This window comes from Halolamina pelagica (assembly GCF_001307315.1).
Lineage (GTDB): Archaea > Halobacteriota > Halobacteria > Halobacteriales > Haloferacaceae > Halolamina > Halolamina pelagica_B.
The window spans coordinates 2,108,455-2,131,155 of sequence record NZ_LGUC01000001.1; the positions used below are offsets into that span (position 1 = coordinate 2,108,455).

At 68.7% G+C, this 22,701-nt stretch carries 16 protein-coding genes and 2 pseudogenes; 6 read left to right on the top strand and 12 right to left on the bottom strand.

Annotated features, from left to right (window positions below):
- Positions 1-43: 43 nt before the first annotated feature.
- Positions 44-1,357, bottom strand: coding sequence for a nickel pincer cofactor biosynthesis protein LarC (gene larC, locus SY89_RS10935; protein ID WP_054584237.1), 1,314 nt, complete (start codon positions 1,355-1,357; stop codon positions 44-46).
- A gap of 131 nt (positions 1,358-1,488) precedes the next feature.
- Here larC and SY89_RS10940 point away from each other — a divergent pair.
- The 3 genes and pseudogenes from SY89_RS10940 to SY89_RS10950 all read left to right on the top strand — a co-directional run bounded on the left by SY89_RS10940 (position 1,489) and on the right by SY89_RS10950 (position 6,203).
- Positions 1,489-3,706 (top strand): annotated as a pseudogene (locus tag SY89_RS10940) (CDC48 family AAA ATPase).
- A gap of 60 nt (positions 3,707-3,766) precedes the next feature.
- Entirely contained in the window at positions 3,767-5,281 is a 1,515-nt protein-coding gene (locus tag SY89_RS10945; RefSeq protein ID WP_054584238.1) for a hypothetical protein, read from the top strand.
- Between the two features lie 49 nt (positions 5,282-5,330).
- Positions 5,331-6,203, top strand: a complete 873-nt coding sequence (locus SY89_RS10950) for an aldo/keto reductase (protein WP_054584239.1) — start codon at positions 5,331-5,333, stop codon at positions 6,201-6,203.
- A gap of 24 nt (positions 6,204-6,227) precedes the next feature.
- On the opposite strand, the gene phoU is transcribed toward SY89_RS10950, so the two are convergent.
- From phoU to SY89_RS10975, 5 genes are all read right to left on the bottom strand, one after another.
- A complete protein-coding gene (gene phoU, locus SY89_RS10955; protein WP_054584240.1) occupies positions 6,228-6,899 on the bottom strand; it encodes a phosphate signaling complex protein PhoU in 672 nt (223 codons plus the stop codon).
- Between the two features lie 113 nt (positions 6,900-7,012).
- Positions 7,013-7,873: a phosphate ABC transporter ATP-binding protein PstB gene (gene pstB / locus SY89_RS10960; protein ID WP_054584241.1), complete on the bottom strand. Its 861-nt coding sequence runs from the start codon at positions 7,871-7,873 to the stop codon at positions 7,013-7,015.
- Positions 7,860-9,446 carry a phosphate ABC transporter permease PstA gene (gene pstA / locus SY89_RS10965; protein ID WP_054584242.1) on the bottom strand — a complete coding sequence of 529 codons (1,587 nt, stop codon included), beginning with the start codon at positions 9,444-9,446 and terminating at the stop codon, positions 7,860-7,862. The genes pstB and pstA overlap by 14 nt, the downstream gene beginning before the upstream one ends.
- Positions 9,443-10,432: a phosphate ABC transporter permease subunit PstC gene (pstC, locus tag SY89_RS10970; RefSeq protein WP_054584243.1), complete on the bottom strand. Its 990-nt coding sequence runs from the start codon at positions 10,430-10,432 to the stop codon at positions 9,443-9,445. Before pstC ends, pstA begins: the two co-directional genes overlap by 4 nt.
- Positions 10,433-10,495: 63 nt before the next feature.
- Positions 10,496-11,500 carry a PstS family phosphate ABC transporter substrate-binding protein gene (locus SY89_RS10975; protein WP_054584244.1) on the bottom strand — a complete coding sequence of 335 codons (1,005 nt, stop codon included), beginning with the start codon at positions 11,498-11,500 and terminating at the stop codon, positions 10,496-10,498.
- 275 nt (positions 11,501-11,775) lie between these two features.
- Here SY89_RS10975 and SY89_RS10980 point away from each other — a divergent pair.
- A pseudogene (locus SY89_RS10980) lies at positions 11,776-12,775 on the top strand (PhoU domain-containing protein).
- 161 nt (positions 12,776-12,936) lie between these two features.
- Here the strand turns inward: SY89_RS10980 and SY89_RS10985 are convergent.
- From SY89_RS10985 to SY89_RS10995, 3 genes are read right to left on the bottom strand one after another with little or no spacing between them, the layout of a single operon-like run.
- Entirely contained in the window at positions 12,937-13,665 is a 729-nt protein-coding gene (locus tag SY89_RS10985) for a SipW-dependent-type signal peptide-containing protein (protein ID WP_144427190.1), read from the bottom strand.
- 16 nt (positions 13,666-13,681) lie between these two features.
- Positions 13,682-14,713 carry a signal peptidase I gene (locus SY89_RS10990; RefSeq protein WP_054584246.1) on the bottom strand — a complete coding sequence of 344 codons (1,032 nt, stop codon included), beginning with the start codon at positions 14,711-14,713 and terminating at the stop codon, positions 13,682-13,684.
- Positions 14,710-15,843 carry a hypothetical protein gene (locus SY89_RS10995; protein ID WP_144427191.1) on the bottom strand — a complete coding sequence of 378 codons (1,134 nt, stop codon included), beginning with the start codon at positions 15,841-15,843 and terminating at the stop codon, positions 14,710-14,712. The genes SY89_RS10990 and SY89_RS10995 overlap by 4 nt, the downstream gene beginning before the upstream one ends.
- Between SY89_RS10995 and SY89_RS11000 the strand changes: the two genes are divergently transcribed.
- Positions 15,815-16,531: a hypothetical protein gene (locus SY89_RS11000; RefSeq protein ID WP_054584248.1), complete on the top strand. Its 717-nt coding sequence runs from the start codon at positions 15,815-15,817 to the stop codon at positions 16,529-16,531. The two genes, SY89_RS10995 and SY89_RS11000, sit on opposite strands and share 29 nt — an antisense overlap.
- Positions 16,532-16,929: 398 nt before the next feature.
- On the opposite strand, the gene SY89_RS11005 is transcribed toward SY89_RS11000, so the two are convergent.
- Both SY89_RS11005 and SY89_RS11010 read right to left on the bottom strand, forming a co-directional pair.
- Positions 16,930-18,462, bottom strand: coding sequence for a vWA domain-containing protein (locus tag SY89_RS11005; RefSeq protein WP_054584249.1), 1,533 nt, complete (start codon positions 18,460-18,462; stop codon positions 16,930-16,932).
- A gap of 115 nt (positions 18,463-18,577) precedes the next feature.
- Entirely contained in the window at positions 18,578-20,569 is a 1,992-nt protein-coding gene (locus SY89_RS11010; protein ID WP_080506682.1) for a vWA domain-containing protein, read from the bottom strand.
- Positions 20,570-21,044: 475 nt separating this feature from the next.
- On the opposite strand from SY89_RS11010, the gene SY89_RS11015 reads away from it, so the two are divergent.
- The gene (locus SY89_RS11015; RefSeq protein WP_144427192.1) at positions 21,045-21,593 is read left to right on the top strand and encodes a DUF7344 domain-containing protein; all 549 of its coding nucleotides are present in this window, start codon (positions 21,045-21,047) and stop codon (positions 21,591-21,593) included.
- Between the two features lie 64 nt (positions 21,594-21,657).
- Here SY89_RS11015 and SY89_RS11020 read toward each other — a convergent pair whose 3' ends face one another.
- Positions 21,658-22,500 carry a hypothetical protein gene (locus SY89_RS11020; protein WP_054584251.1) on the bottom strand — a complete coding sequence of 281 codons (843 nt, stop codon included), beginning with the start codon at positions 22,498-22,500 and terminating at the stop codon, positions 21,658-21,660.
- Positions 22,501-22,701: the final 201 nt, after the last annotated feature.

Below are 22,701 nucleotides of genomic sequence, written 5' to 3' on the forward strand. Positions count from 1 at the left end.
AGGTGGGTGATTCGTGTCACTAAGCTCCGACGGAACGTGGTCGCTACTCCCGGACTGCCTCCTCTGCCCGCCGAACGACCTCCCGGACCGCCACGCCCGTCTCCTGGGCAACCTCGAGAGCGTCGTCGTACTCCGCGCTGCGGTCGAACACCACGCCGTCGTCGTCGCTCGCGACCTTTACCGACAGTTCGTAGCGCTCGCCGTCGATCTCGATCTCGGCGGTCTCGAACTCGCGGTTCGCCACCCACCGGTGGCCGGCGCCGTGTTCACGGATCCCCAGCGTCCCCGTCTCCTCGGCCAGTCGACGCGCCACGCGCTCGGCGTCGTTCGGGCGGCAGATCACCTTCACCAGGTGGCCCGGTCGCGATTTCTTCATCGTCGTCGGGACGATGGTCACGTCCCGCGCGCCGGCGTCGGTGAGCGTCTCCTGCAGGCTCCCGAGCACCTCCGGCGTGGCGTCGTCGAGGTTCGTCTCGAGGACGGAGATCCCCTCCCGAGTGAGGCTCCCGTCGGTCTCCCCGATCAGCGCGCGCACCACGTTCGGGTGCTGCTCGAACTCCTTCGCCCCGGCGCCGTAGCCCGAGGCAGCGACGCGCAGTTCCGGCAAGCTCTCGACACCCTCCGCGACGGCGGCGAGGATCGCGGCGCCCGTGGGTGTGAGCAGCTCGGAATCGATCGGCCCGCCGCGCAGCGACCAGTCCGCGCGCTCGGCGATCTCGACGACCGCGGGCGAGGGAACCGGGTACGTGCCGTGGGAGAACGTCACCTCGCCGCCGCCCGCGCGGACGGGTGTGGTCACGACGCGCTCGACGCCCTGGGCCCGGAGGTCGTCGAGGAGGAGCATACAGCCGACCACGTCGGCGATGGCGTCGTCGGTGCCGACCTCGTGGAACCCCGTCTCCGCGAGTTCCATGCCGTGAACCGACGCCTCCGCCTCGCCGAGGATCCGGAACGCCTCCAGCGCGTCTGCCTCGACCGAATCGGGGAGCTCCATCGACTCGACTAGCTCGACGACCTCCGCGTAGGTGCGCGTGTGGCCGTGCCCCTCGGCGTCGCCGTGGTCGTGGGAGTGACTGTGAGAGTGATCGTGGCCCTCGTGAGAATGATCGTGAGCGTGGCCGTCGTGGCTGTGGTCACCGTGCGTGTGGTCGGACTCGCCAGCCTCGGCGTCCTCGTGGACCACTCGAACCCGTGTCGCGCGGATGGCGTTCCGCATCACCTGTTCGGCCTCGAACTGGATCGGCATCGACGCCTCGACGGGATCGAGCACCGCGCTGTCGGCGCCCGCCGCGAGCAGGGCGCCGAGCAGCATGTCGCCTGCGGCGCCGGTCCGGCCGTCGAACGCGAGCGTCTGCATACCGACGCTGGGTCGCCGTCGGAGAAAGAGGCCACGATTCGGTACCCGAAATGGTTGCAGAAAACTCGACCCTAACGCCACACTTATGCGCGGACACCCCTTGGTTACACGTAACTCACTCCGGGTCACTCATGAACGAAGTTCAACTGGAAGTCGCGAAAGCGTACCCGAACGACTCGGGCCGTGGCATCGCTCGGCTCGACCCCGACACCCTGCTCCATCTCAAGCTCTCCCCGGGGACATCATCGAGATCGAAGGCGCCGAAACAACCGCTGCGAAGGTCTGGCGCGCCGACCGACAGGACTGGAACACCGACACAGTCCGCATCGACGGGTTCACCCGCCAGAACGCCGACGTGAGCATCGGCGAACGCGTCACCATCCGGAAGGCCGAAGCCGAGACCGCCGAGAAGCTCACCCTCGCGCCGCCGGAGGAGGCCTCGGTGCAGTTCGGCTCCGAGGCCGCCGGCATGGTCAAACGGCAGATCCTCAAGCGTCCGGTGGTCGAACGCGACATCGTCCCCGTGATGTCGAGCACGAACCACCCGTTCATGCGCTCGCCCGGGCAGGCGATCCCGCTGATCGCCGTCGACACCGAGCCCGACGGCGTCTGTCTGATCACCGAGGAGACCGAGGTCGAGCTCCGGGAGGAGCCGATCTCCGGGTTCGACAAGACCGGCGGCGGGATCACCTACGAGGACATCGGCGGCCTCGAGGACGAGATCCAGCGCGTCCGGGAGATGGTCGAACTGCCGATGAAGCACCCCCAGATCTTCAAGAAGCTCGGCATCGAGCCGCCCCAGGGGTGTTGCTCCACGGCCCGCCCGGCACCGGGAAGACGCTGCTCGCGAAGGCCGTCGCGAACGAGACCTCCGCGAGCTTCTTCTCCATCGCGGGCCCGGAGATCATCTCGAAGTACTACGGCGAGTCCGAGCAGCAACTCAGGGAGATCTTCGAGGACGCGAAAGACGAGAGCCCCGCGATCGTCTTCATCGACGAACTCGACTCGATCGCGCCCAAGCGTGAGGACGTGACCGGCGAGGTCGAGCGCCGCGTCGTCGCCCAACTGCTGACGATGATGGACGGGCTCGACTCCCGCGGGCAGGTGATCGTCATCGGCGCCACCAACCGGGTCGACAGCGTCGATCCCGCACTCCGCCGGCCGGGCCGGTTCGACCGCGAGATCGAGATCGGGGTCCCCGACGAGACCGGCCGGAAGGAGGTCCTCCAGATCCACAGCCGCGGGATGCCGCTGTCCGACGACATCGACCTCGACCACCTCGCGGCCGAGACCCACGGCTTCGTCGGCGCCGACATCGAGAGCCTCTCGAAGGAGGCCGCGATGAAGGCGCTGCGGCGCTACCTCCCCGAGATCGACCTCGACGAGGAGGAGGTCCCGCCCAGCCTGATCGACCGCATGATCGTCAAGCGGGAGGACTTCCGCGGCGCGCTCAACGAGGTCGAACCCAGCGCGATGCGGGAGGTGCTCGTCGAACTGCCGAAGATCACGTGGGACGACGTTGGCGGGCTCACCGACCCCAAACAGCAGGTACAGGAGGCCGTCGAGTGGCCGCTCTCCACCCCCGAGAAGTTCGAGCGTATGGGCGTCGAGGCGCCGAAGGGCGTGTTGCTGTACGGCCCGCCCGGCACCGGGAAGACGCTGATGGCGAAAGCCGTCGCCAACGAGACCAACGCCAATTTCATCTCGGTCCGCGGCCCCCAACTCCTCTCGAAGTGGGTCGGCGAGTCCGAAAAGGCGATCAGGCAGACGTTCCGGAAGGCCCGGCAGGTCTCGCCCACGATCATCTTCTTCGACGAGCTCGACTCGCTCGCGCCGAGCCGGGGCGAACAGTCGGGGACGAACGTCTCCGAGCGCGTCGTCAACCAGCTGCTGACCGAACTCGACGGGCTGGAGGAGATGGGCGAGGTGATGGTCATCGGCGCGACCAACCGCCCGGACATGATCGACCCCGCGCTGATCCGCTCGGGCCGGTTCGACCGCCTCGTGATGGTCGGCGCGCCCGATCAGGGCGGCCGGGAACAGATCCTCGACATCCACACGGGGAACACGCCGCTGGCGCCCGACGTGAGCCTCCGGGAGGTCGCCGAGATCACCGACGGCTACGTCGGCTCGGATCTGGAGTCGATCTGCCGTGAGGCCGCCATCGAGGCGCTGCGCGAGGACGACGACGCCGACGAGGTGGAGATGCGCCACTTCCGACAGGCGATCGAGGCCGTCCGCCCCACCATCACCGACGACCTGATGAACTACTACGAGAGCGTCGAGGAGGAGTTCCGCGGCAGCTCCAGTGCGAACGTCGACCGGGGCAACCGTCTCGGCTTCCAGTAGGCACAAACCGGCCTTTTTGCCTCCACAAGCGCCTTTTCGCTCCCCGCCGGAGTCATGCGTATGCGACGACGTGCCCTCCTCGCCACGCTCGCGAGCGGGAGCGCCCTGCTCGCCGGCTGTGGCGCCACCGAACCGACCGATACCGGAACCGACCCCGCGACGGACCCCGGAACCGACACGCCGTCGGCGACGCCGCCAGGGACGCCCGACGAACTGGTCGAACTGGACGGCAACGCGCTGTTCGGCGCCAGCGTCGTCGACCTCGACACCGCCGACCGGACGTACGCGCTGTCGCCGATGCGCTACCGCACCGAGCGCGGCGCCGAGATCCGGATGCGCTTCGACGCGACGGCGACCGCCGCCCACCCCGCACGGATCGTCGCGTCGGTCCAGAACGTCGAGACGTACCCAGAGCAGTTCGAACTCGACTGGCTGCCGCCGTTCGGGCGTGCCGCGAGCGAACCGCCGCGCGAGCATCACGAGCGACTGATGGGCGCCGGCCTCCGCGACGAGGGGAGTCTGGTGCTCGCGCCGACCGACAATCACGGTCTCGTCGACGATCCGCCCGCGGTCGAGCGCGACGGAGACGGGCTCTGGCGGCTCGCGGGCGAGATCGACCGGTGGCTGCCCGAGACGCTGACGCTTGACGCCGGCGAAGCCGTCCGCGGCGAGTACGCCGTCGTCGGCCACCCCGAGGGCTCGGGCCGGCCGACGGGCGTCTACGAGTTCCTCGGCGGCCGCGACGCCGAGGACGTCGGCATCACGGTCTGGGAGACGAGCGCGCCCGGCCCGGACGAGCAGTCGCGGTTCGCGGGTGAGTCGGTGCCGTCGATCGACGGCGACGGCGAGGCCGGAGCCGGCTGGTACCACACCGCCGACGCGTCCTCGGGGACGTATCTGCGCCCCGAAACCGAGCGGGCCGAGCTCCCCGCCGGGATCACGTTCCAGTTCGTCAACCACACCCGCGAAGAGCTGGGCTGTGGCCACTGGTACGTGTACAAACTCCACGACGGCGAGTGGTTCGACCTCGGACCGTACGTCCGGACCGACGATTGCCGGAAGGTCCCGCCGGCGGGGGCGAAGTCCTGGACGCTGCACGCCTACCGCGGCGGCGGCGACCTCCCGCCTGCCGACGGGCGCGCGTACCCCTACCTCGGCGGCGGGCGCTACGCGGTCTCGGTCGGCTACGGCGCCGAGTCGTCGTCGAGCACGGCGATGGTCGAACTCGTCGGCGACCCGATCGAGATCGTCCCCACCGACGGCGTCGAGCACGAACGCGACGGGAGTACCGTCACGGTCACCGCGCCGGAGTGGGACGGCGGCGAGAGCGAGGAGGACGTGACGGTTTCGGTGACGCGGGCCGACGAGGCCGAGGAGAGCCTGATCCGCGAACAGGTGATGCGCAGGTGGTACCGCGGCCTCCGGAACACGCTCCCCTTCTTCGAGGACGGCGTCGACGAGGTGGTGCTCCGGAGTCAGAACCAGGTCACATACGGGATGATGGGGTTCGACGAGCCCGAGTATCGGTTCGAGTTCGAGGGGCAGCCGTACGAAGTGACCACGGTCGACCAGTAGCGCTGCCGGGAGCACAACGCCCAACCACGCCGCTCCCCAGCCCTGCCGTATGGTCCAGAACCAGAGCGACACGTTCGAGATCGGCGAGCACACCGTCAACCGACTCGGGTTCGGTGCGATGCGGCTCTGTGGCGAGAACATCATCGGCGCGCCCGAGGACGAGGAGGCGGCCCGCGAGGTCGCGCGAGAGGCAGTCGACCTCGGCGTGGACTTCATCGACACCGCCGACTCCTACGGCCCCGGCACCAGCGAGCGACTGCTCAGCGAGGCCGGCGTGGTGGACACGGGTGCGACCGGCGACGGTCGGCCGGGCGCGGACGACGCGCTGGTCGCCACGAAGGGCGGCCTGCTCCGGAACCCCGACGGCGACTGGCTCCCCCTTGGCGACCCGGACTACCTCCGCAACGCCGCGTTGGCGTCGAAGGACCGCCTCGGCGTCGACAGCATCGACCTCTACCAACTCCACCGCCCCGACCCCGACGCCGACTTCGAGGAGTCGGTCGCGACGCTCGGGGAACTCAAAGACGACGGCCTGGTCGACAACGTCGGGCTGAGCAACGTCTCCGTCGAGCAGTTGGAGACTGCCCGCGACCACGTCGAGGTCGCGACGGTCCAGAACGAGTACAACCTCGCGAACCGGGAGCATCAGGACGTGCTCGACGCCTGTGAAGACGCCGGGATCGGGTTCATCCCCTACTTCCCCATCGGGGCGGGGGATCTCGACGGGAAGGCCGCGGTCGTCGACGAGGTGGCCGAGGCCCACGACGCTTCGCGCTATCAGGTCGCGCTGGCGTGGCTGCTCGGGAGTTCGGACGTGACACTGCCGATCCCGGGCACGTCGAGCATCGAACACCTGCGGGAGAACGTCGCCGCGAGCGCGATCGACCTGAGCGACGACGAGATCGCGCGGCTGGGGGAGTAACGGGCGGCGAGCGCGTCCGGCGGCTCAGTAGATGAGTTCGTCGGAGTTCTCGACCATGTACAGCGTCCGCGCGGCGACGTTGACCGTGTGGTCGCCGACGCGTTCCAGGTCGCGCACGGTGAGCAGCAGCCGGGACACGTCGGCCATCAGGTCCTCGACCTCCTCCTGATCGCTGGCTTCCTTCTCGATCAGGTCCCGAACGATGGTCTCGGAGGCGTCCTCACACAGCGCGTCGAGATCGTCGTCGTGCTCGGCGACGGCGAAGCAGCCGTCGGCGTCCTCGTCCTCGTAGGCGGCCATCGCCATCGCCAGCATCTCCAGGGTCTCGTCGCCGATGCGCTGCACGTCGACGTCGGGGAACACCTCGTAGCGGGCCTCCTTGGCGTACTCGCCGAGGTTGGTCGCGAGGTCGGCGACCCGCTCGAGGTCGGTGATGATCTTGAACGAGGAGGCGATGAAGCGCAGGTCGCCGGCGACCGGCTGCTGGAGCGCGAGCAGGTCGATGCAGTCCTGTTCGAGTTCGAGGTAGAGCTCGTTCACCTCGCTGTCGCGGTCGATGACCTCCTGACCCAGTTCGCCGTCCTGCTGTTCGAGCGCGTCCAGCCCCATGCGGAGGCGCTCGGCGACGACCTCGCCCATGTAGAGCACGTCCTCGCGGAGCGATTCGAGTTGCGCTTGGTAGTCCTCTCGTGGCATACGCGGGGTAGCGGCGGTGGGTTGATAACTGTTCGAGACTCGAAACTCAGTACCGTGGGAAACGTAGACAACCGGTCCAGTCCGGAGTCCGCGGCCGGCGACGGCCCGGCGAGCTACCCGAACTTCCCGGTGATGTAGTCCTCGACGCGGTCGTTCTCGGGGTTCTCGAACACTTTCTCGGTGTCGTCGAACTCCACGAGCTCGCCGCCGGTGAGGAACACCGCGGTCTTGTCGGAGATGCGGGCGGCCTGCTGCATGTTGTGCGTGACGATGACGACGGTGTACTCCTCGGCCATCTCGTCGATCAGGTCCTCGATCTTCGAGGTGGCGACGGGGTCGAGCGCCGACGCGGGCTCGTCCATCAGCACCACCTCGGGGTCGACGGCGATCGCGCGGGCGATACAGAGTCGCTGCTGTTGCCCGCCCGAGAGGTCGAGCCCTGACTCGTCGAGTTGGTCCTTGACCTCGTCCCAGAGCGCGGCCTTCCGCAGCGCCTCCTCGACTTTCTCGTCCAAGTTCTCGGTCCGATCCTGCAGGCGCAGGCCGTAGGCGACGTTGTCGTAGATGCTCTTGGGGAAGGGGTTGGGCTGCTGGAACACCATCCCGATGCGGCGTCGCAGCGCCACCGGGTCCACGTCGTCGTCGTAGACGTTCTTCCCGTTGAACAGCATCTCGCCCTCGACGCGCGCGGCGTCGATCAGGTCGTTCATCCGGTTGATGCTCCGGAGATACGTCGACTTCCCACAGCCCGAGGGCCCGACCATCGCGGTCACCCGCTTCTCGGGGATCTCCATGCTCACCGACTGCAGCGCCTGGTTGTCGTTGTACCAGACGCTGAGGTCGCGACTCTCGATGATCGTCGACGCCGCGCCGTCGGCGTCGCGATCCCGCCCCCGTCCCTCGGGGACGCTGACCGCGTACTCGTCGCCGCTCGATCCCTCGCTCACGTCAGTGCTCTGGTCAGCGTTGCTCATAGTGGTTGCGCACGTAGATGGCTATCGAGTTCATGCTCAGCATCGCCGTCAGCAGCACCACGATCCCCGCCGCGAGGACGGTGGTGTAGAACGCCGGGCTGGCGTACGTCGACGCCCAGACGTACAGCTGCAGCGGCATCGCACCGATGGTGGAGGTCCAGGAGTCGGGAACGCCGAACACCTGGGCCGCACCGATCACCAGCAGCGGCGCGGTCTCGCCGATCGCTCGCGAGAGCGCGAGGATCGTCCCCGTCAGGATTCCCGGGAACGCCCGGGGCAGGACGACGTTTTTTACGGTCTGCCAGCGCGTCGCGCCCATCCCGTAGGACGCCTGCCGGGCGGAGTCGGGCACCGCACGGATCGCCTCCCGGGCGGAGATGATGACGATCGGGAACACGAGCAGCGCGAGCGTCGCGCCGCCGACCAGCAGCGTGCCGGTCGGCTGGCCCCCATACCGGACGAACAGCCCCAGGCCGAGCAGCCCGTACACGACGCTCGGCACCCCGGCGAGGTTGCTGATGTTCACGTCGATGATCCGGGTGAACCGCGTGTTCGGCGCGTACTCCTCCAGGTACACCGCGGCGCCGACGCCGGCCGGGACGGCGATCGCGGCGACGACGAACATCAGCAGGATCGTGCCGACGATGCCGGAGTAGATCCCCACCGAGCGGGGGTCGCCGCTCTGGGTCGTGCTGGTCAGGAAGCTCCAGTCGACCCAGGACTCGGGCCCGGCGAAGCCGAGCGCGCCGACGAGTAGTTCGCCGGCGACCATGCCGACGACGATCACCGCGGGCAGCAGCAGGCCGATCCGACGGTCGGGGCGCTCCCGAACGACGATGGCGGCGTACAGCCCCGTGGGAACGAGCGCGAACAGCGTGAGGGCGACGCCCGGGACCGCGCCGAACCCGGACACCATCCCGACGACGCCGCCGACGGCGCTCCCGACTAGGATCGCCGCGCCGGCGATCCAGCCGTCGCGACGGCCCCAGCGTCCCTCGATCCAGCGACCGAGCAGGAACGCCTCCGGGAGCCCGAGGGTGAGCACGAGCACCATCCAGTCCGCGGGCACCGTCGGCAGCCCCTGGACGAGGCCGGGCACCACTAGGAGCGAGCCAACCGTGACGCCCAGCACCGCGCTCAGTTCGGCGAGGAACGGGACCGAGCGGTCGGTGCGGCGGAGTGCGACGATGACCCCGGCCGGGATCGCGAGCGCGATCACGAACGAGAGCCAGACGAGCGTCGGGATCACGTCGATGAACAGCGCCGCGAGTCCGCCGGCGTACAGCGCCGCGATCCCCGGCATCACGATGCCGAGCAGCCCCGTCGCGAGCGTGCCGTAGCTCCGCCGGTAGCTCAGCCAGCCCGTCGCCAGAGTTGGGACGACGAGCGTGAGCAAGAACACCAGGTGCCAGCCCGGATCGGCCGTCAGCGGCTGGAACGCGTCGTTGGCGACGTACACGAGCAGCACCGCGAGCGTCAGGATCCCCGCCAGCGTCGACGCGAACAGCACCCCCCGGAACAGCTTGCCGATCCGGCGACTGACTCGGCCGAACCCGTCGTAGCTGCCACTCATTGGTAGTCCTCCTGGTACCGTCGAGCGATTACGTCACTCAGTACGTTCATGCCGAGGGTGATTACGAACAGCACCAGCCCCACCGCGAACAGGCTGCGGTAGGCCAGCCCGCCGCCGGTCACGTCGCCGGTCAGGAGCTGGATCATCGCCGCCGTCATCGTCATCCCCGGTTCGAGGTAGGAGTCGGGGTCGAACAGCGAGAGGTAGGAGGCGAGACTCGTCGGGTCGAAGCTGCGGGCCAGCGAGCCGCCGGCCAGGGTCACCGCCATCGTCTCGCCGATCGCCCGCGAGAGCGCGAGGATGAACGACGAGAAGATGCCCGAGGCCGCCGCGGGGACGACGATCCCCGTCGACACGTCGTACTTGGTCGCCCCCATCCCGTAGCCGGCCTGTCGGAGGTCGTCGGGCACCGCCTGCATCGCGTCCTCGCTGACGGACGCGACCATCGGGAGGATCATGATGCCGACGACGATACAGGCCGACGCGACGTTGAACAGCCCGTCGACGCCGAACAGCGTGTCGAGCACGGGCGTGATGTACGCCACCGCGAAGATGCCGTAGATGATCGACGGCACCCCGGCCAGGATCTCCAGGGCGGGCTTGAGGTACGACCGCGCCCGCTCGCTCGCGTACTCGCTGAGGTAGAGCGCGGTCGCGACGCCCAGCGGGATGGCGATCAGGCCGGAGCCGATCGTCACCATCAGCGTCACCGCGACCAGGGGCATGACCCCCAGGTTCGGGCCCTGGAGCCCCCACTCGCTCCCGGTGAAGAACTCCGTCAGCGTCGCCGTCGGGCCGTCGATGCCCAACAGCGGCGCGGAGATCGTGAAGAACTTCGCAGCCTCGTACACGAGGAGGCCGATGATACTCAACGTCGTCGCGACCGAGAGCGCCGCACACCCGAAGAAGAACGCTTTCGCGAGCAGTTCCCGCGAGGAGTTCTGCGTCCGGCGGGTGAGCCCATCAGTCGCTCCGTCCCCGCTCATAACGTATTCCTCATCGGTGCTTCGTCGAAAAAGCGCTTCGTTGTGTGGCTCACGACTCGGTAGCTACTCCGAGGCGGCCTCGATAGCCGAGTCGAGCCGGTCGAGCATCTCGTCGCGTTCGTCCTCCGTGTTCGGGACGTAGCCGACTTCGTCGGCGACGATCGACTCGCTGGTGCTGTTCTCGAGCCAGAAGCGAGCGAACTCGGCGACGTGCTCCTCGGCCAGCGCCGACTGCGCGGGGTAGGTGAACAGCGGCCGGGAGAGCGGCTGGTACTCGCCGCTGCTGGCGGTGTCAAGCGTCGGCTTCACGCAGCCGTCGCCGTTGTCGATCCCGAGTGCGGTCACGCGGTCGGTGTTCTCGGAGTAGTAGGCGAAGCCCATGTAGCCGATCGCGTACTCGCTGTTGGCGACGCCGTTGATGATCTGGTTGTCCTGCTCGGTCGACTGGTAGTCCGTCCGGTGGCTCCCTTCCTCGCCGATGACCTCCTCGATGAAGTAGTCGAACGTCCCGGAGGCGTCGGTCGGGCCGTAGAGCTGGATCTCCTCGTCCGGCCAGTCGCTGTTCACGTCGCTCCAGGTTGTCGGCTTGTCCTCGGCCGACCAGACCTCCGCGAGCTGCTCGACGGTGAGACACTCCTTGCCCTCCTCGCCGAACCAGTCGGCGTCGTTGTTGACGACGACGGTGAGCGCGTCGGTGGCGACTTTCAGCTCCACCGGCGTCACGTCGTTGTCCGAACACTGCCCCTCCTCGACGCCCTTGATGGGGCGGGAGGCGTTGTTGAAGTCGGTGTCGCCGGTACAGAAGTAGTTCGTGAACCCGCCACCGCTCCCCGTGGAGTTGACCGAGATGTCGACGTTGGGGTGCATCTCCTCGGCCGTGAAGTCCTCGCGCATCGCGACCGCCAGCGGGAACACCGTCGAACTCCCCGAGATGTTGATGTCGCCCGAGAGCCCACCGTCGGTCTCGGTGCCCGTGTTACTCGTACAGCCGGCTGCCGCGACTGCCCCGGTCGCGGCGGCGCTAGCCAGGAACGTTCGTCGGGAAACGCCGTCGGTCTGTTTTGCCATCACTACACGCCAGCACCCTCGACGGTAAATACACTACTATGAAATCTATATAGCCGAACGTTTGTAAAAGATACCCATACCTCATTCTCCCTAACGCGACACGCTACCCGCCACCCTTGTTCGATTCGCCGGGCGAATCCTCTCCAATAGCGTCTACCAAACTGTCGCTATCCGCGAACGTCCGTCCCGGGTCGTTCCGTTCGTACGGCGCCGTCGTATCGAAGTATATAGCCGAAAGGAATGTTTAAGACCAGCGGGACGTCTACGTACCGTCGATGGTTGAGACCCGGAAGGTGCAGGTCACCGGCGGTTCGACGTTCACTGTTTCGATTCCCAAAGACTGGGCCACCGGGAACGAGGTCGAAGCGGGGACGCGTGTCGAGTTCCACCCGGAGGGCGACTCACTCATACTCACGCCAGTCAGCGACGAGGGGCGCACGGAAGGGAGCCTCGAGGTGGCGGGGCTGGAGGGCGAAGAGCTCCGCCGGGCGGTGATGACGATGTACGTCTCGGGGTTCGACGTCATCTCGCTCGAAGCCGACCGGATCACGACCGATCAGCGCCGCTGCATCCGGCAGGCGACCCAGAGCCTCGTGGGGCTGGAGGTGCTCGAGGAGACGAGCGACCGCGTGGTCGTGCGGGACCTGCTCGACTCCTCGGAGCTGTCCATCCACAACGCCGTCGACCGGATGCGCCTCATCGCGTCGTCGATGCTCGAGGACGCCGTCGAGGCGCTGGCGGAGGACGACGCGGATCTCGCGCGGGACGTGATCCAGCGCGACGACGACGTCGACCGGCTCTACATGGTCGTCTCCCGGATCTTCCGGGCGACGCTGCGCAGCCCGACCGCCGCCGAAGAGCTCGGGCTCCCCGCGAGACCTGCTTCGACTACCACTCGAGCGCCCGGCAGTTGGAGCGGGTCGCCGACCACGCGACCAAGATCGCCCACCTCTCGCTGGAGCTCGAGGGGACGCCGCCGGCGGAAGTGACCGAGTCGCTCCGAGCGCTCCAGTCGGCGGCGGCAGCCGTCATCGAGGACGCGATGGCCGCACTGGTCGCCGAGGAGAACGACGAGGCCATCCGGCTGGCCAACGGCGCCCGCGAGCGTGTCCAAGAGATCGACGGCAACGCCCGCGAGATCGACGCGCTCCTGCGGGACCTCGACCCCGCGCGGGCACAGCTGCTCGGGCTCATCGTCGACTCGCTCTCCCGCTCGGCCGACTACGGGGGAACGTCGCCGAGACCGCGCTGCAGAAGGCGGCGCCGACGCCCTGATCGGGAGATACGGCGTCGAACCGACTGACGGCGGACAGCGCCGGCGGAACAGCGCGGCTCCGGTGGTGCCGACCGGGCCAGCACGGCGGTTCTTACTGCGGAAATAGCTCACTCCACGACAACGTCGAATGCCCGTCCGCTTGACCGGTGGCGAAGCCGCCCTACGTGTCGGTGCCGGAGTCGTCGGTGTCAGTGTCGGTGTCGTCCCCGCCGTCTGGCGGTTCCGGAGTCGATTGGTCGGTGGCAGGCTCGTTGCCGGGCGTTGCCGTCTCGGTACCGGTTTGGTTGTCAGGCGTTGCAGTGGCAGATTCGTTACCGGGTATCGGCGTCGGAGTGGCGGTTTGGTTATCGGGCGTAGGCGTCGCAGTGGCAGTTTGGTTGTTTGGTGTGGGCGTTGCAGTGGCAGTTTGGTTGTTTGGTGTGGGCGTTGCAGTGGCAGTTTGATTTTCCGGCGTTGGCGTCTCGGTAACAGTTTCGTTGCCGCTTGCCGTCTCGTTGGCAGTGGCGCTTTCGTTGCCCGACGTGGGCGTTTCGGCAACCGTTTCGTTAGCGCCGGCGGGTGTTTCGGTGACAGTCGCGTTGCCGCTCGCCGTCTCGTTCGCACTGGCAGTTCCGTTACCGGGTGTCGGCGTCGCAGTGGTGCTTTCGTTGCCGGGCGTCGGCGTCGCGGTGACGGTCATGTTGCCGTCGACGGTCTCGTTCCCGGACTCGTTCCGCTCGCCCGCGATCGGCGGCGATAGCTCCCCGCCGAGTGCCGTGACGCCGGGTTCAGGGACCGCAGTCGGGGGGTCCCCGCTGGCGACCAGCGGCGCCGACGCCGTCTCGCTGTCGGACAGTAGGGCGACGGTCACCCCGCCGGTCAGCGCCGCGACGGTGACGAACACCGCCACGAACACGACGACAGCGTTACTCCGCATCGTGCATCTCCTCCTGCGGGACGCCCGCCGGTGGTGTGTTCCCGGCGGCCGACGGTGCGTGGCGGACCGGCGGCTCGACCGTGATTGCGCGACCGTTCGCTGCGGGGCTGGCCGGACTGTCGACGGGGGCGCCGTCGGTCGCGGTCTGGACGCCGACCGGGGCGCCCGTCGGCTCCCCGCTTACGCCCGTGGCTTCGTCGGCCGTGGGGGTCGGGTCGTCGGCGGTAACCCGGAGGTAGCCGAGGAACGCCAGACAGACCAGCGCCCCGGAGAGCACGGACATCGTCTCCGCGCGGGGGGCGCCGAAGCTGTCGAACTGCCAGTACGCGTTCCAGGCCGCGTACGTCGTCAGCCCCGCCGCGAGCAGCATCGACGCCGTCATGTCCCGGCTCGTGACGCCGCCGGTGCCGGCGAGCGCCTCAGCCTCGCGGAGTCGGTCCGCCGCGGCGTCGTAGTACGCTTCGGCGGCCTGTACCGGGTCGTAGATCGCCGGTAGCTCGGCGTCCACTGCGGCATCCTCGCGGCGGCCGACGACGGCGCTGTAGCCGACGTCGAGCACCAGCAGCGCGAACGGGACGACGACCAGCGCGACGAAGCCGTACTGGCTGTTCGCGGCCGTCATCACGCTGCCGACGTAGGGGATCGAGAACGTCACGACGCCGATCACTTGATCGGCCCCGACGAGGCCGACGTCGGGGTCCTCGTTGGCGTCGCCCTGCGTGCGGAACAGCAGGTCGCCGTCACGCTCGACGATCTCGATCACCCGGTGGGTCGTCGGCACGTCACCGCCACGGTCGAACGTGACCACGTCGCCCACGCCGATGCTCGCCGTCGGGACGGCGCTAACGAACACTACGGCGCCCGGGTCGATGGCCGGGCGCATACTCCCGGTGAGCACGATGTAGCTCTCGTCGGCGCCGACTACGCCCGGCACAGTGTAGGCCGCAAACGGCGCGACCAGGAGCAGCAGGACGAGCAGCCCGACGACGTGCCGGGGCGAGATGGCGTCCAGACGGCTCATTCGTCACCTCCGTTCCCGGCGGCGTTCCCTTCGGGGGTAGCCTCACCAGGTCCGTTGCGTTGGTCGCTGTCGGTCCCCTCGGGGGTGCCGCGCTCGTCGACGCGTGGTTCGGAGACGAGATCCGCCGGGCAGTCGCCGTCGACGGCCGGGCGGCAGACGCCGACGGTGACGTGGCTGATGGCGTAGCGGTCCGTACCGACCACGGCCAGCGCGGCGTCGTCCTCGTAGCGGAACACATCGGCGTCAGCCTCCGGCCCACGGCCGGCCTTGACGATGACTTGACAGGGGTTGACGACTGTCGTCGGGTCGTCGACGAGGACGACACGGAAGCGCGCGGCGATCGGTTCGCCGTCGTCGTTTGTCACCACGTCAGTCACCGAAAGGCGGTGCTCGGTCGTGCCCTCGGTGAAGTCGTAAAGGCCCGGGACGAGCGTGTCGCCTTCGATCTCGTACTTCCCGACCAGCGGACAGCACGTGCACTCGGTAACGGCTGCGCAGTCTGCGCCGCCAAGCGGGACGGCGAACGCGGGCGGCCGCTGGCTCGGGTCGACGCGGCGGCACTGCACGGCCGCGCCTTCGATGAGCAGGCGCGTGGCCTCCGAGCCGACGTACGTGGGCGAGAGTTCGTACGCGAGTTCGAGGCGGGCGGTCGTCCCTGGGGAGACGCAGCCCTGCTCGCCCGCCAGGACGGCGGCGCCGGTGGCGTCGAGCGGGACGCCGTCGCCGAGCGCGTCGAGCAGCCCCGCGAGGTCGCCGTCGTACAGCGTCGCCGCCCGTCCGTCCACTCGCGAGAGCGTCACAGCGAGCTGGTCGCCCAGCCCGCTCGTGGCACCACAGCCGACGCGGAGCCAGAGGTACGCGGGGTTGACCGACGCCTCGTCCGGCACGTCGAACGCGAACGCCACGGTGCCTGCGTCCCCCGCGTCGAGCGCGGGGAACGGCAGTTCGATCGGGCCGCCGACGGCGTCCGTCGGGCCCGTTCCGGTATCGACACGGAGCTCGACTCGGCCACCCTCGACGCTTCCGGCGAGAGTTTCCCGGTCGGTCAGCAACGCCGCGGTACCGACGCCCGAGAGCGTGCCGGCCGCCCCGGCGGCGGTGATGCCCGCAAGCAGCTGCCGGCGGGTCACGGGGGTCACGCCCCACCTCCGTGAAGGGGTTGGCGTCGTCGCCACACGCCGTGGCGACGAACTCCAGATCGAACGAGAGCGCGTCGCTCTGGATCAGGTTGCCGGCGGACTCCGGGATGGCCCACTGGAAGCCGACACAGCGGTTCCCGCCGGCCGGGAGCGCGTCGGGACAGCTCTCGCCGCCGTCGAACGGCAGGCGGACGCCGTCGCCGAAGTCGTCGGTGACCGCCCCGAACGTCCCGGCGGCCGCGGTGTCCGCGGCGGTGACCAACTGCGGTTCGAAGAGGCCGCGCTCCCCGTCGCAGGCGCCGAAGACGACGCCGTTGTCGAGCCAATACGCTACCTCGGTGAGGCTGTCGAGTTCGCCGTCGCCGTCCGTGTCGGCGCCCTCCGCGAGCAGTTCGGGCTCGGTCTGGCCGTTCTCGGCGTCGACGGTTATCCGCGGGCGAATCCAGACGTTCAGGTCGGCGTCGACGGCCTGGAGACCGACGACCAGCGTGCCGCTGTCGCCGGGGAGCACGTCGTCGAGCGAGACCACCGCGCTGGGCGCCTCGTCGACGTACGTCGGTGCGGTTTCGGGGGCGAGCGTGTCCACGGCGTCGGCGTCGACGCCGCCGCTGCCCTCGATCGGTTCGCCGTTGTAGCGTTCGTACCAGGAGACGCGGAGCGAGCCGCTCCCGGCGGTTGACTGTGCGAGCGTGTACCGCGAGAACGGCGGTCGCCTGCCGGCGACGAGCCTCGGCCCGGCGACCGTGCCGAGGCCAACGCCCCCGAGCGCCGTCAGAACGCCCCGTCGTGTGAGATAAGTCATGGTGGTGTGCCGCGTCCGCCGTCGCGGGCGCGTTGATAGTCTACTGGGCCTGTGGAAGCGTTAGTACGAGCAGCCACCCACGGAGTACGGTGGCCGGTGTCGGTCAGTACGGCCCGCGCCACTCGGGGGTACGGTCACCCTGCCGGTGTCGGCGTGGCGGGATCGCCGGCCGTCAGTGTGCAACACCCCAGGGTCTCGTCGTCGGTTCTGAGAGCGCCGATAGCGTCCCGACGGGTCGCCGGGGCGTCAGCAGGGGAAAGTGAGAAAAAAGAGAGTTAGGCCGAGATGAAGGGGTTCGTCGGCTCCGCGTTGTGGCGGCACTGGACCGCGGCGAAGTCGAAGTCGAAGCTGACCGAGTCGCTCTGGATCTCGTTGCCCACCTCGGGGTCGATCGACCACTCGAACGCCACGCAGTGGGTGCCGGGGTGGAAACAGATCTCGTTCGTCGTCGCGCCGCCCAACAGCGGCGCCGGGTCGAGCGCGATCCCGTCGGCGAACGCGTCGCCGAACTCCCCGAGCGTGCCCTCGAACAGCACCTCCTCGGCGACCACGATGGTTTGGAGGATGGAGTCGAAGATATCGACCGCAGCGGTCGCGAACGAGGCGTCGGCGCTCTGGTAGTAGTCGGTGCCGTCGCCGTCGCCGGCGGTGGTGGTGGTGGTGGAGCCGGCCATGTCTCGGAGGAGCTGGGGCTCGCCGTCGCCCGCATCGTTGATGTCGATCATCACGATCCGGGTGCCCTCGGATTTCGCGGCGTTTGCCGCGGCGAGTTCGTCGATGTTCGAGTCGAACTGCTCGCCGTCGGTCAGGACGACCAGCACGGGCTGGGCGCCGCTGCGGCCGTTGTTCTGCAGGAAGTCGTTACCCGCCTGCACCGCGAGTCCGAGCGCGGTGCCACCGACGCCCTCCGCGGCGGCGTCGACGCTCCCCACGGCGGTGTCGAACGTCGACTCGTCGTTCGTCGGTGCGAGCGCGATGCCCACGTCGTCGCCGGCGGGGGTGTCGTCGCCGATGTAGTCCTCGTTGCCGAAGGTGAACAGACCCATTTCCACGTCGGCGGGGCTGGCGAACGCGGTGTCGCCGAACGCCTCGATGGCGTCTTTGGCGACGGCGATCTTCGTCGTCGTCCCGCCGCTACCGTCGTCGATGACGCCGCCGTTGCCGGCGTACTCCATCGAGCCGGAGATGTCCTGCACCACCAGCACGTCGGCCAGGCCGGTGTTCTCGTCGTACGTGTTCGAACAGTCCTCGTCGTACCACATCCGCACGTCGATGAGCTCGGAGAGTTCGCCGGCGTCGAGAGTGGAGTCGACTTCGGCCTCGGGCTCGGTCAGCCCGTTCTCGGCGTCCGCCCCCACGTTGCCACGGAAGAAGACGTGCGCGGGGTTGTCACAGATGTGGAAGCTCATCGTGACCTCGCCGTAGTCACCGGGCTTCACGTCGTCGAGGTCGAACACCGGCATCGCCTCGCCGTCGATGAGGCCCTCAGTGTCACAGGCGAACCCGAGGTCCGCACGTTCCTCCCAGGTCAGCGGGCCGTCCATCGCCTCGCCGTACTGATCGATCAGCTGCTGTTCGCTCGGCGCCTGGCCGATCAGCTCCGTGCCGTTGGGGCCGTCGTAGCTCGCCTTGTAGTCGAGCTTCAGGTCGAGCGTGCCGGCCTCCAGCGTGTTGCCGCTGAAGGATTCAGTGTCGCTGAAGTAGGCAGTGGTGCCGAGGCCCGCGCCCGCGGAGGCGAGGCCGACGGCGCCCATGCCGGCGAGGATCTGGCGTCGAGTCGTGTTGTACCGTTTCTTGTCTTGGCTCATGGTTGTGAATCGCTCGCGACAGTCGCGAGCTACGACCCGGAGACGGAGTCGAACCGTCGAGGCGGGCGTCGGGTGCCCGCTTCGCCGGCCGGGTCAGTGGGTTCGGCGTCGTCGCTTACTCGACGCTGATGTCGAAGGCTACGTCCTCGTCGCCGCCGGGGAAGTCGCCCTGGATGTCGACGGTCACGTCGCCGCGGATCTCGAAGGCGTCGGCCACGTCGGCCGCAGCCGTCTCCACGACGAGGTAGCTGACCTCGCGGTCGCCGTCGTCGTTGGCGGTAGCGTCGTCGTTGCTCGCCGAGACCATCGCCGGTCCGTCGAGCGTGACGGCCTCGCCGGCGAGGTCCAGTTCGAGGTTCTCGACGGCGATCGTCGCCTCGTCGGCCTTGGTCGTGATGCCGAGCTTACCGTTGGCGGCCGGGACGGCGCCGCTCACACTGTTCCCGTCGAGTGTGAACGTCGCGTTACCCATGCCGTCACTGACGTAGCTGAACGGGACCGACTGCCCGGGCGTCCAGACGTAGTTGGCCTGATCGAGGATGTTCGGCGTGGGGTTGCCGGGCGTCCCGAGCGCGACCTCCCACGCGCCCGATGCGAGATTGTCGCCGAACCGGCCGCGGGCGAAGGCGCTCTCGATCCCCGCGTCGAACTCCTCCTGCTTCAGGAAGCCCTGGCCCGTTCGGGTGGTGATCTCGGGGGTGGGGTCGTTGTGGCGGCACTGCTCGGCATCGAAGCCGAGGTCGAACGCGATGCTGTCACTCTGGACCTGGTTGCCGACCTCGGCGGGAAGCTCCCACTCGAAGCCGATGCACTGGGTCGTCGCGCCGGGGTAACACTGCACGCCCTCGGCCTGGCGGTCACCGTCGAGGTCGATCCCGTCGGCCAGGAGGCCGAACACCTCGGCCATCGTGCCGCTGGCGATCTTCTGTTCGCCCTCCAGCACGACCTGCGCGATCTCGGCGTAGACGGTGTCGAGGTCGGCGGGGTCGGGCGCGAAGAAGGCGTCCCCGGGTGAGGAGGAGATGTCGGTCACGAGCGCGGTGTCGACGCTGTTACCCAGACCGATACCGAAGACGCGAATCCCGGCGTCCTTGGCGTCCTGGGCCGCGTCGCGAGCGTCGCCGATGTTCTCGAACCCGTCGGTCAGGACGATCATCACCTTCGAGGCGCCGCCGGTCGCGTTCGTCCCGTTGAGGAGCTCGTCCTCGGCGACGACGATGCCGCCCGCGACGTTGGTGTTGCCACCCGCGGTGTAGTTGTTGATGGCGTTCTGGACCGCGGCGTAGTCCGTGGTCAGCTCCTGGTCCAGCGAGGTGCTGGTGCTGAACGAGACTGCGGCCGCCTCGTCGGGCGAGGAGAGGTTCCCCACGAAGCTGGTGGCGGACGACTTCAGGGCGGTCAGGTTCGCGCCGCTCATCGAGCCGGAGGTGTCGCTGACGAGGGCAACCTCCAGTTCCTGCTGCTGGCCGGTGCCAGTGGGCTCGTACACGTTGTCACAGTCTTCGTCGTACCAGACACAGACCTCAATCTCGTCGGCCAGTTCGCCGACAGCGCCGGCGTTCAGGTCGAGAGCCTCCATCTCGGCCTCGTTCATGCCGTTCTCGAGGTTGTCGTACAGCGCACCGTTCATGGTCACCCACGCGGGGTTGTCACAGATGTGGAGGCTGACCGTCACTTCGCCGGAGTCGCCGGGCTTGATGTCCTCGAGGGAGAACACCGGGATCTCGTCGCCGTTGACGAGGTACTCGTCTGCTTCCGGCGAACAGAAGTCGAACTCGTTGCTCTGTACGAGGTTCTCCCACTCGATTTCGTCTTCGGGTGTCGGCGCCTGTCCGAGGAGGTAGCGGCCGTCGCCGAGATCGGTGGCGTCGGGGTAGCCCATCGCCTGCACGTGCTCGAGACGGCCCGGGCCACCCATGTAGGTGGATTTGTAGTCGAGCTTCAGGTCGAGCGTGCCGGCCTCCAGCGTGTTGCCGCTGAAGGATTCGGTGTCGCTGAAGTAGGCAGTGGTACCGAGGCCCGCGCCCGCGGAGGCGAGGCCGACGGCGCCCATGCCGGCGAGGATCTGGCGTCGAGTCGTGTTGTACCGTTTCGGGTTGTCGTCCATTGGTGTAGTTTGGGGTTGTTCGTCTGGCTGTCTTCCCGCCCCGGCGGCGGCGTTCGTCGTTGAATTGGGCCGGGGGCCCATCGACGTACGTCCCTCCGTCGGGGGCCCACTTACTCATGGACCGCCACGCCGTTCCCGAACCGCCCCTTCGGTGCCGCAAAGCCGTTTTCGGGGCCATATACGGGACTCGACAGGACACGCCTGCCACCCAGAGCGCCGGAGTAGGAACCGCATACCCGCTTTCCGCCGGGTCGACACCGTCGAGGCGCAGGGCGGCACGAACACCCTTCCCGACTCGCGGGGCGACACTACCGGCGAGAGGGTCGTGCTACCCCCGAAGCAGTGGGCATCCCACGCTGGACGTGGCTCCCCGTTCCGTCGCGAGTGGCTGTCCGTGATTAGGAGTCACGGGCGCGTAGTGGGCGTGAACGCGGGGCCGTGGCGGATCACCGACGGCCGACCGCGGGTACATCCCATGAGCCACACACTCACTGACTCGGAGTTCTACCGCGTACTGAGCTGTCAGCGCCGACGGCTGGCCATCGAGTTCCTCTGGGACGCAGCCGTTCCGACGCCGCTACCGGCCGTCGCCGACGCCGTCGCGGCCGTCGAGGCGGGCGTCGACCCCGCACCGCGGGCGCTCAGAGAGAGCGTCTACACCTCGCTCCGCCAGACGCACGTCCCGACGCTCGAACGGTACGGGCTCGTCGCCGACGCGGACGGCGGCCTGCGTGCGACGCCGGCCGCCAAGCGCGTCGTCCGTCGGCTCCGTGACACCGGCCCGTTCGGCCTGCGCTGGAGCGAGCAGTACCGCGCCATCGGCGTGCTCGGCCTCTGCAGCGTCGTCGCCGCCCTCGCCGGCGTTCCGCTGTTCGCCGCGTTCGACCCGCTTCTGCCGGCGATCGTCTCGCTGGCGGCGTACGCGGTGACCTCGGCGTACCACGCGTGGACGCTGTACCCGCGGGGCTCCCGTTCGCCGCGGGGGCTGGCCGTCGAGGAGGAGTGGGCCCCGACGCGGGCGTGACTCGGCGATGCTGCCTCGTTCTTGCGACCGCCCGACGTGGAGCTGAAAAAGGAACGCTGACCGATCAGGCGCCGGCCTCGCCGCCGGCGATGGCGGCGTCGATCTCGAACAGCCGACTGTTACAGCTCTCGCAGGCGGCGACCAGCACCTCGTAGGAGCGACAGCACGACTCGGCGGTGTCGCTGCCGAGCGTCACGTCGCCGTCACAGGCCGGGCAGGTGTCGAGCGAGAGTCGCAGTGCGCCGAGGAGGCTCGCCCGCGTATCGGCGGGGAGCGCCCGCCACCCGCCGACACGGTCGGCGAACAGCTCGTGTGCCGCGAGATCCGTCGCAAGCGCGACCCGTGACTCCCAGCGGCCGGCAGGCTGGCCTCCGACGCGGGCGCTGTACCCTACGCCCTCCGGCTGGACGGTCACGTCGTCGGGGTCGAGCGCGAGTGTCTCCGCGAGCGCGCGAGCGAGGCGTTCGTCGCTGTCGAGTGCGGCGACGCCGTCGATGAGCGCCACCCGGGTCGCCGGCGTCAGCGCCAGGTCGCCGTCCTGGCCGTCGGTGACGGCGCCGGCCGCACGGAGGTACGCTTCGGGGTCGATACCGCCGAGCGCGTCCCCTGTCGGCGCCTTGTCGAACCACGCGAGCACGCTGTCGGGAAGGTATCGCTTGGTGAACGCCGGCGTCCCGGGCACCACGTACCCCCGGAGCCACGTCGTGAGCAGGCCGCCGGCGCCGACGAGCGCGCCCGTCGGCGGCGAGACGAGCCCGACCGCGACCGCCGCCGCGGCTGTCAGGCCGAGGTTCACCCCGGTACAGGGGAGACAGCGGTTCGCGCCGGTGTATGCGGGGTTTCGAAGGCGCGAGATCGCCGTGTCGATTCGGCCGCGAACGCCGCCGGTTCGATGTGTGCCGCTCATGACGCCTCCGTACGACAGGTAGCCTATTCAACAGGCACCGCCAGCGGGAGTAGAAGGATGTCCCTACCGTCGCAGGCAGTAGCTTACGGGCTATCGATTTGTGGGCTAGACGGCCTGAAAAGCCGGAATTCCTGCCAATCGGCGAATGACTTATGTTGGCAACACACTACCTTCTTCTTGCCGAGTCGGCGGTCGGCCGAC

Excerpts from the sequence above, each read along its gene's own strand:
- SY89_RS11020 (WP_054584251.1), bottom strand. The coding sequence starts at position 22,500 with ATGAGCGGCACACATCGAACCGGCGGCGTTCGCGGCCGAATCGACACG.
- SY89_RS10945 (WP_054584238.1), top strand. The coding sequence starts at position 3,767 with ATGCGACGACGTGCCCTCCTCGCCACGCTCGCGAGCGGGAGCGCCCTG.
- SY89_RS11005 (WP_054584249.1), bottom strand. The coding sequence starts at position 18,462 with ATGAGCCAAGACAAGAAACGGTACAACACGACTCGACGCCAGATCCTC.
- SY89_RS10950 (WP_054584239.1), top strand. The coding sequence starts at position 5,331 with ATGGTCCAGAACCAGAGCGACACGTTCGAGATCGGCGAGCACACCGTC.
- SY89_RS11000 (WP_054584248.1), top strand. The coding sequence starts at position 15,815 with ATGCCCGCAAGCAGCTGCCGGCGGGTCACGGGGGTCACGCCCCACCTC.
- SY89_RS11010 (WP_080506682.1), bottom strand. The coding sequence starts at position 20,569 with ATGGACGACAACCCGAAACGGTACAACACGACTCGACGCCAGATCCTC.
- SY89_RS10990 (WP_054584246.1), bottom strand. The coding sequence starts at position 14,713 with ATGAGCCGTCTGGACGCCATCTCGCCCCGGCACGTCGTCGGGCTGCTC.
- phoU (WP_054584240.1), bottom strand. The coding sequence starts at position 6,899 with ATGCCACGAGAGGACTACCAAGCGCAACTCGAATCGCTCCGCGAGGAC.
- SY89_RS10975 (WP_054584244.1), bottom strand. The coding sequence starts at position 11,500 with ATGGCAAAACAGACCGACGGCGTTTCCCGACGAACGTTCCTGGCTAGC.
- pstB (WP_054584241.1), bottom strand. The coding sequence starts at position 7,873 with ATGAGCAACGCTGACCAGAGCACTGACGTGAGCGAGGGATCGAGCGGC.
- pstA (WP_054584242.1), bottom strand. The coding sequence starts at position 9,446 with ATGAGTGGCAGCTACGACGGGTTCGGCCGAGTCAGTCGCCGGATCGGC.
- larC (WP_054584237.1), bottom strand. The coding sequence starts at position 1,357 with ATGCAGACGCTCGCGTTCGACGGCCGGACCGGCGCCGCAGGCGACATG.
- SY89_RS11015 (WP_144427192.1), top strand. The coding sequence starts at position 21,045 with ATGAGCCACACACTCACTGACTCGGAGTTCTACCGCGTACTGAGCTGT.
- pstC (WP_054584243.1), bottom strand. The coding sequence starts at position 10,432 with ATGAGCGGGGACGGAGCGACTGATGGGCTCACCCGCCGGACGCAGAAC.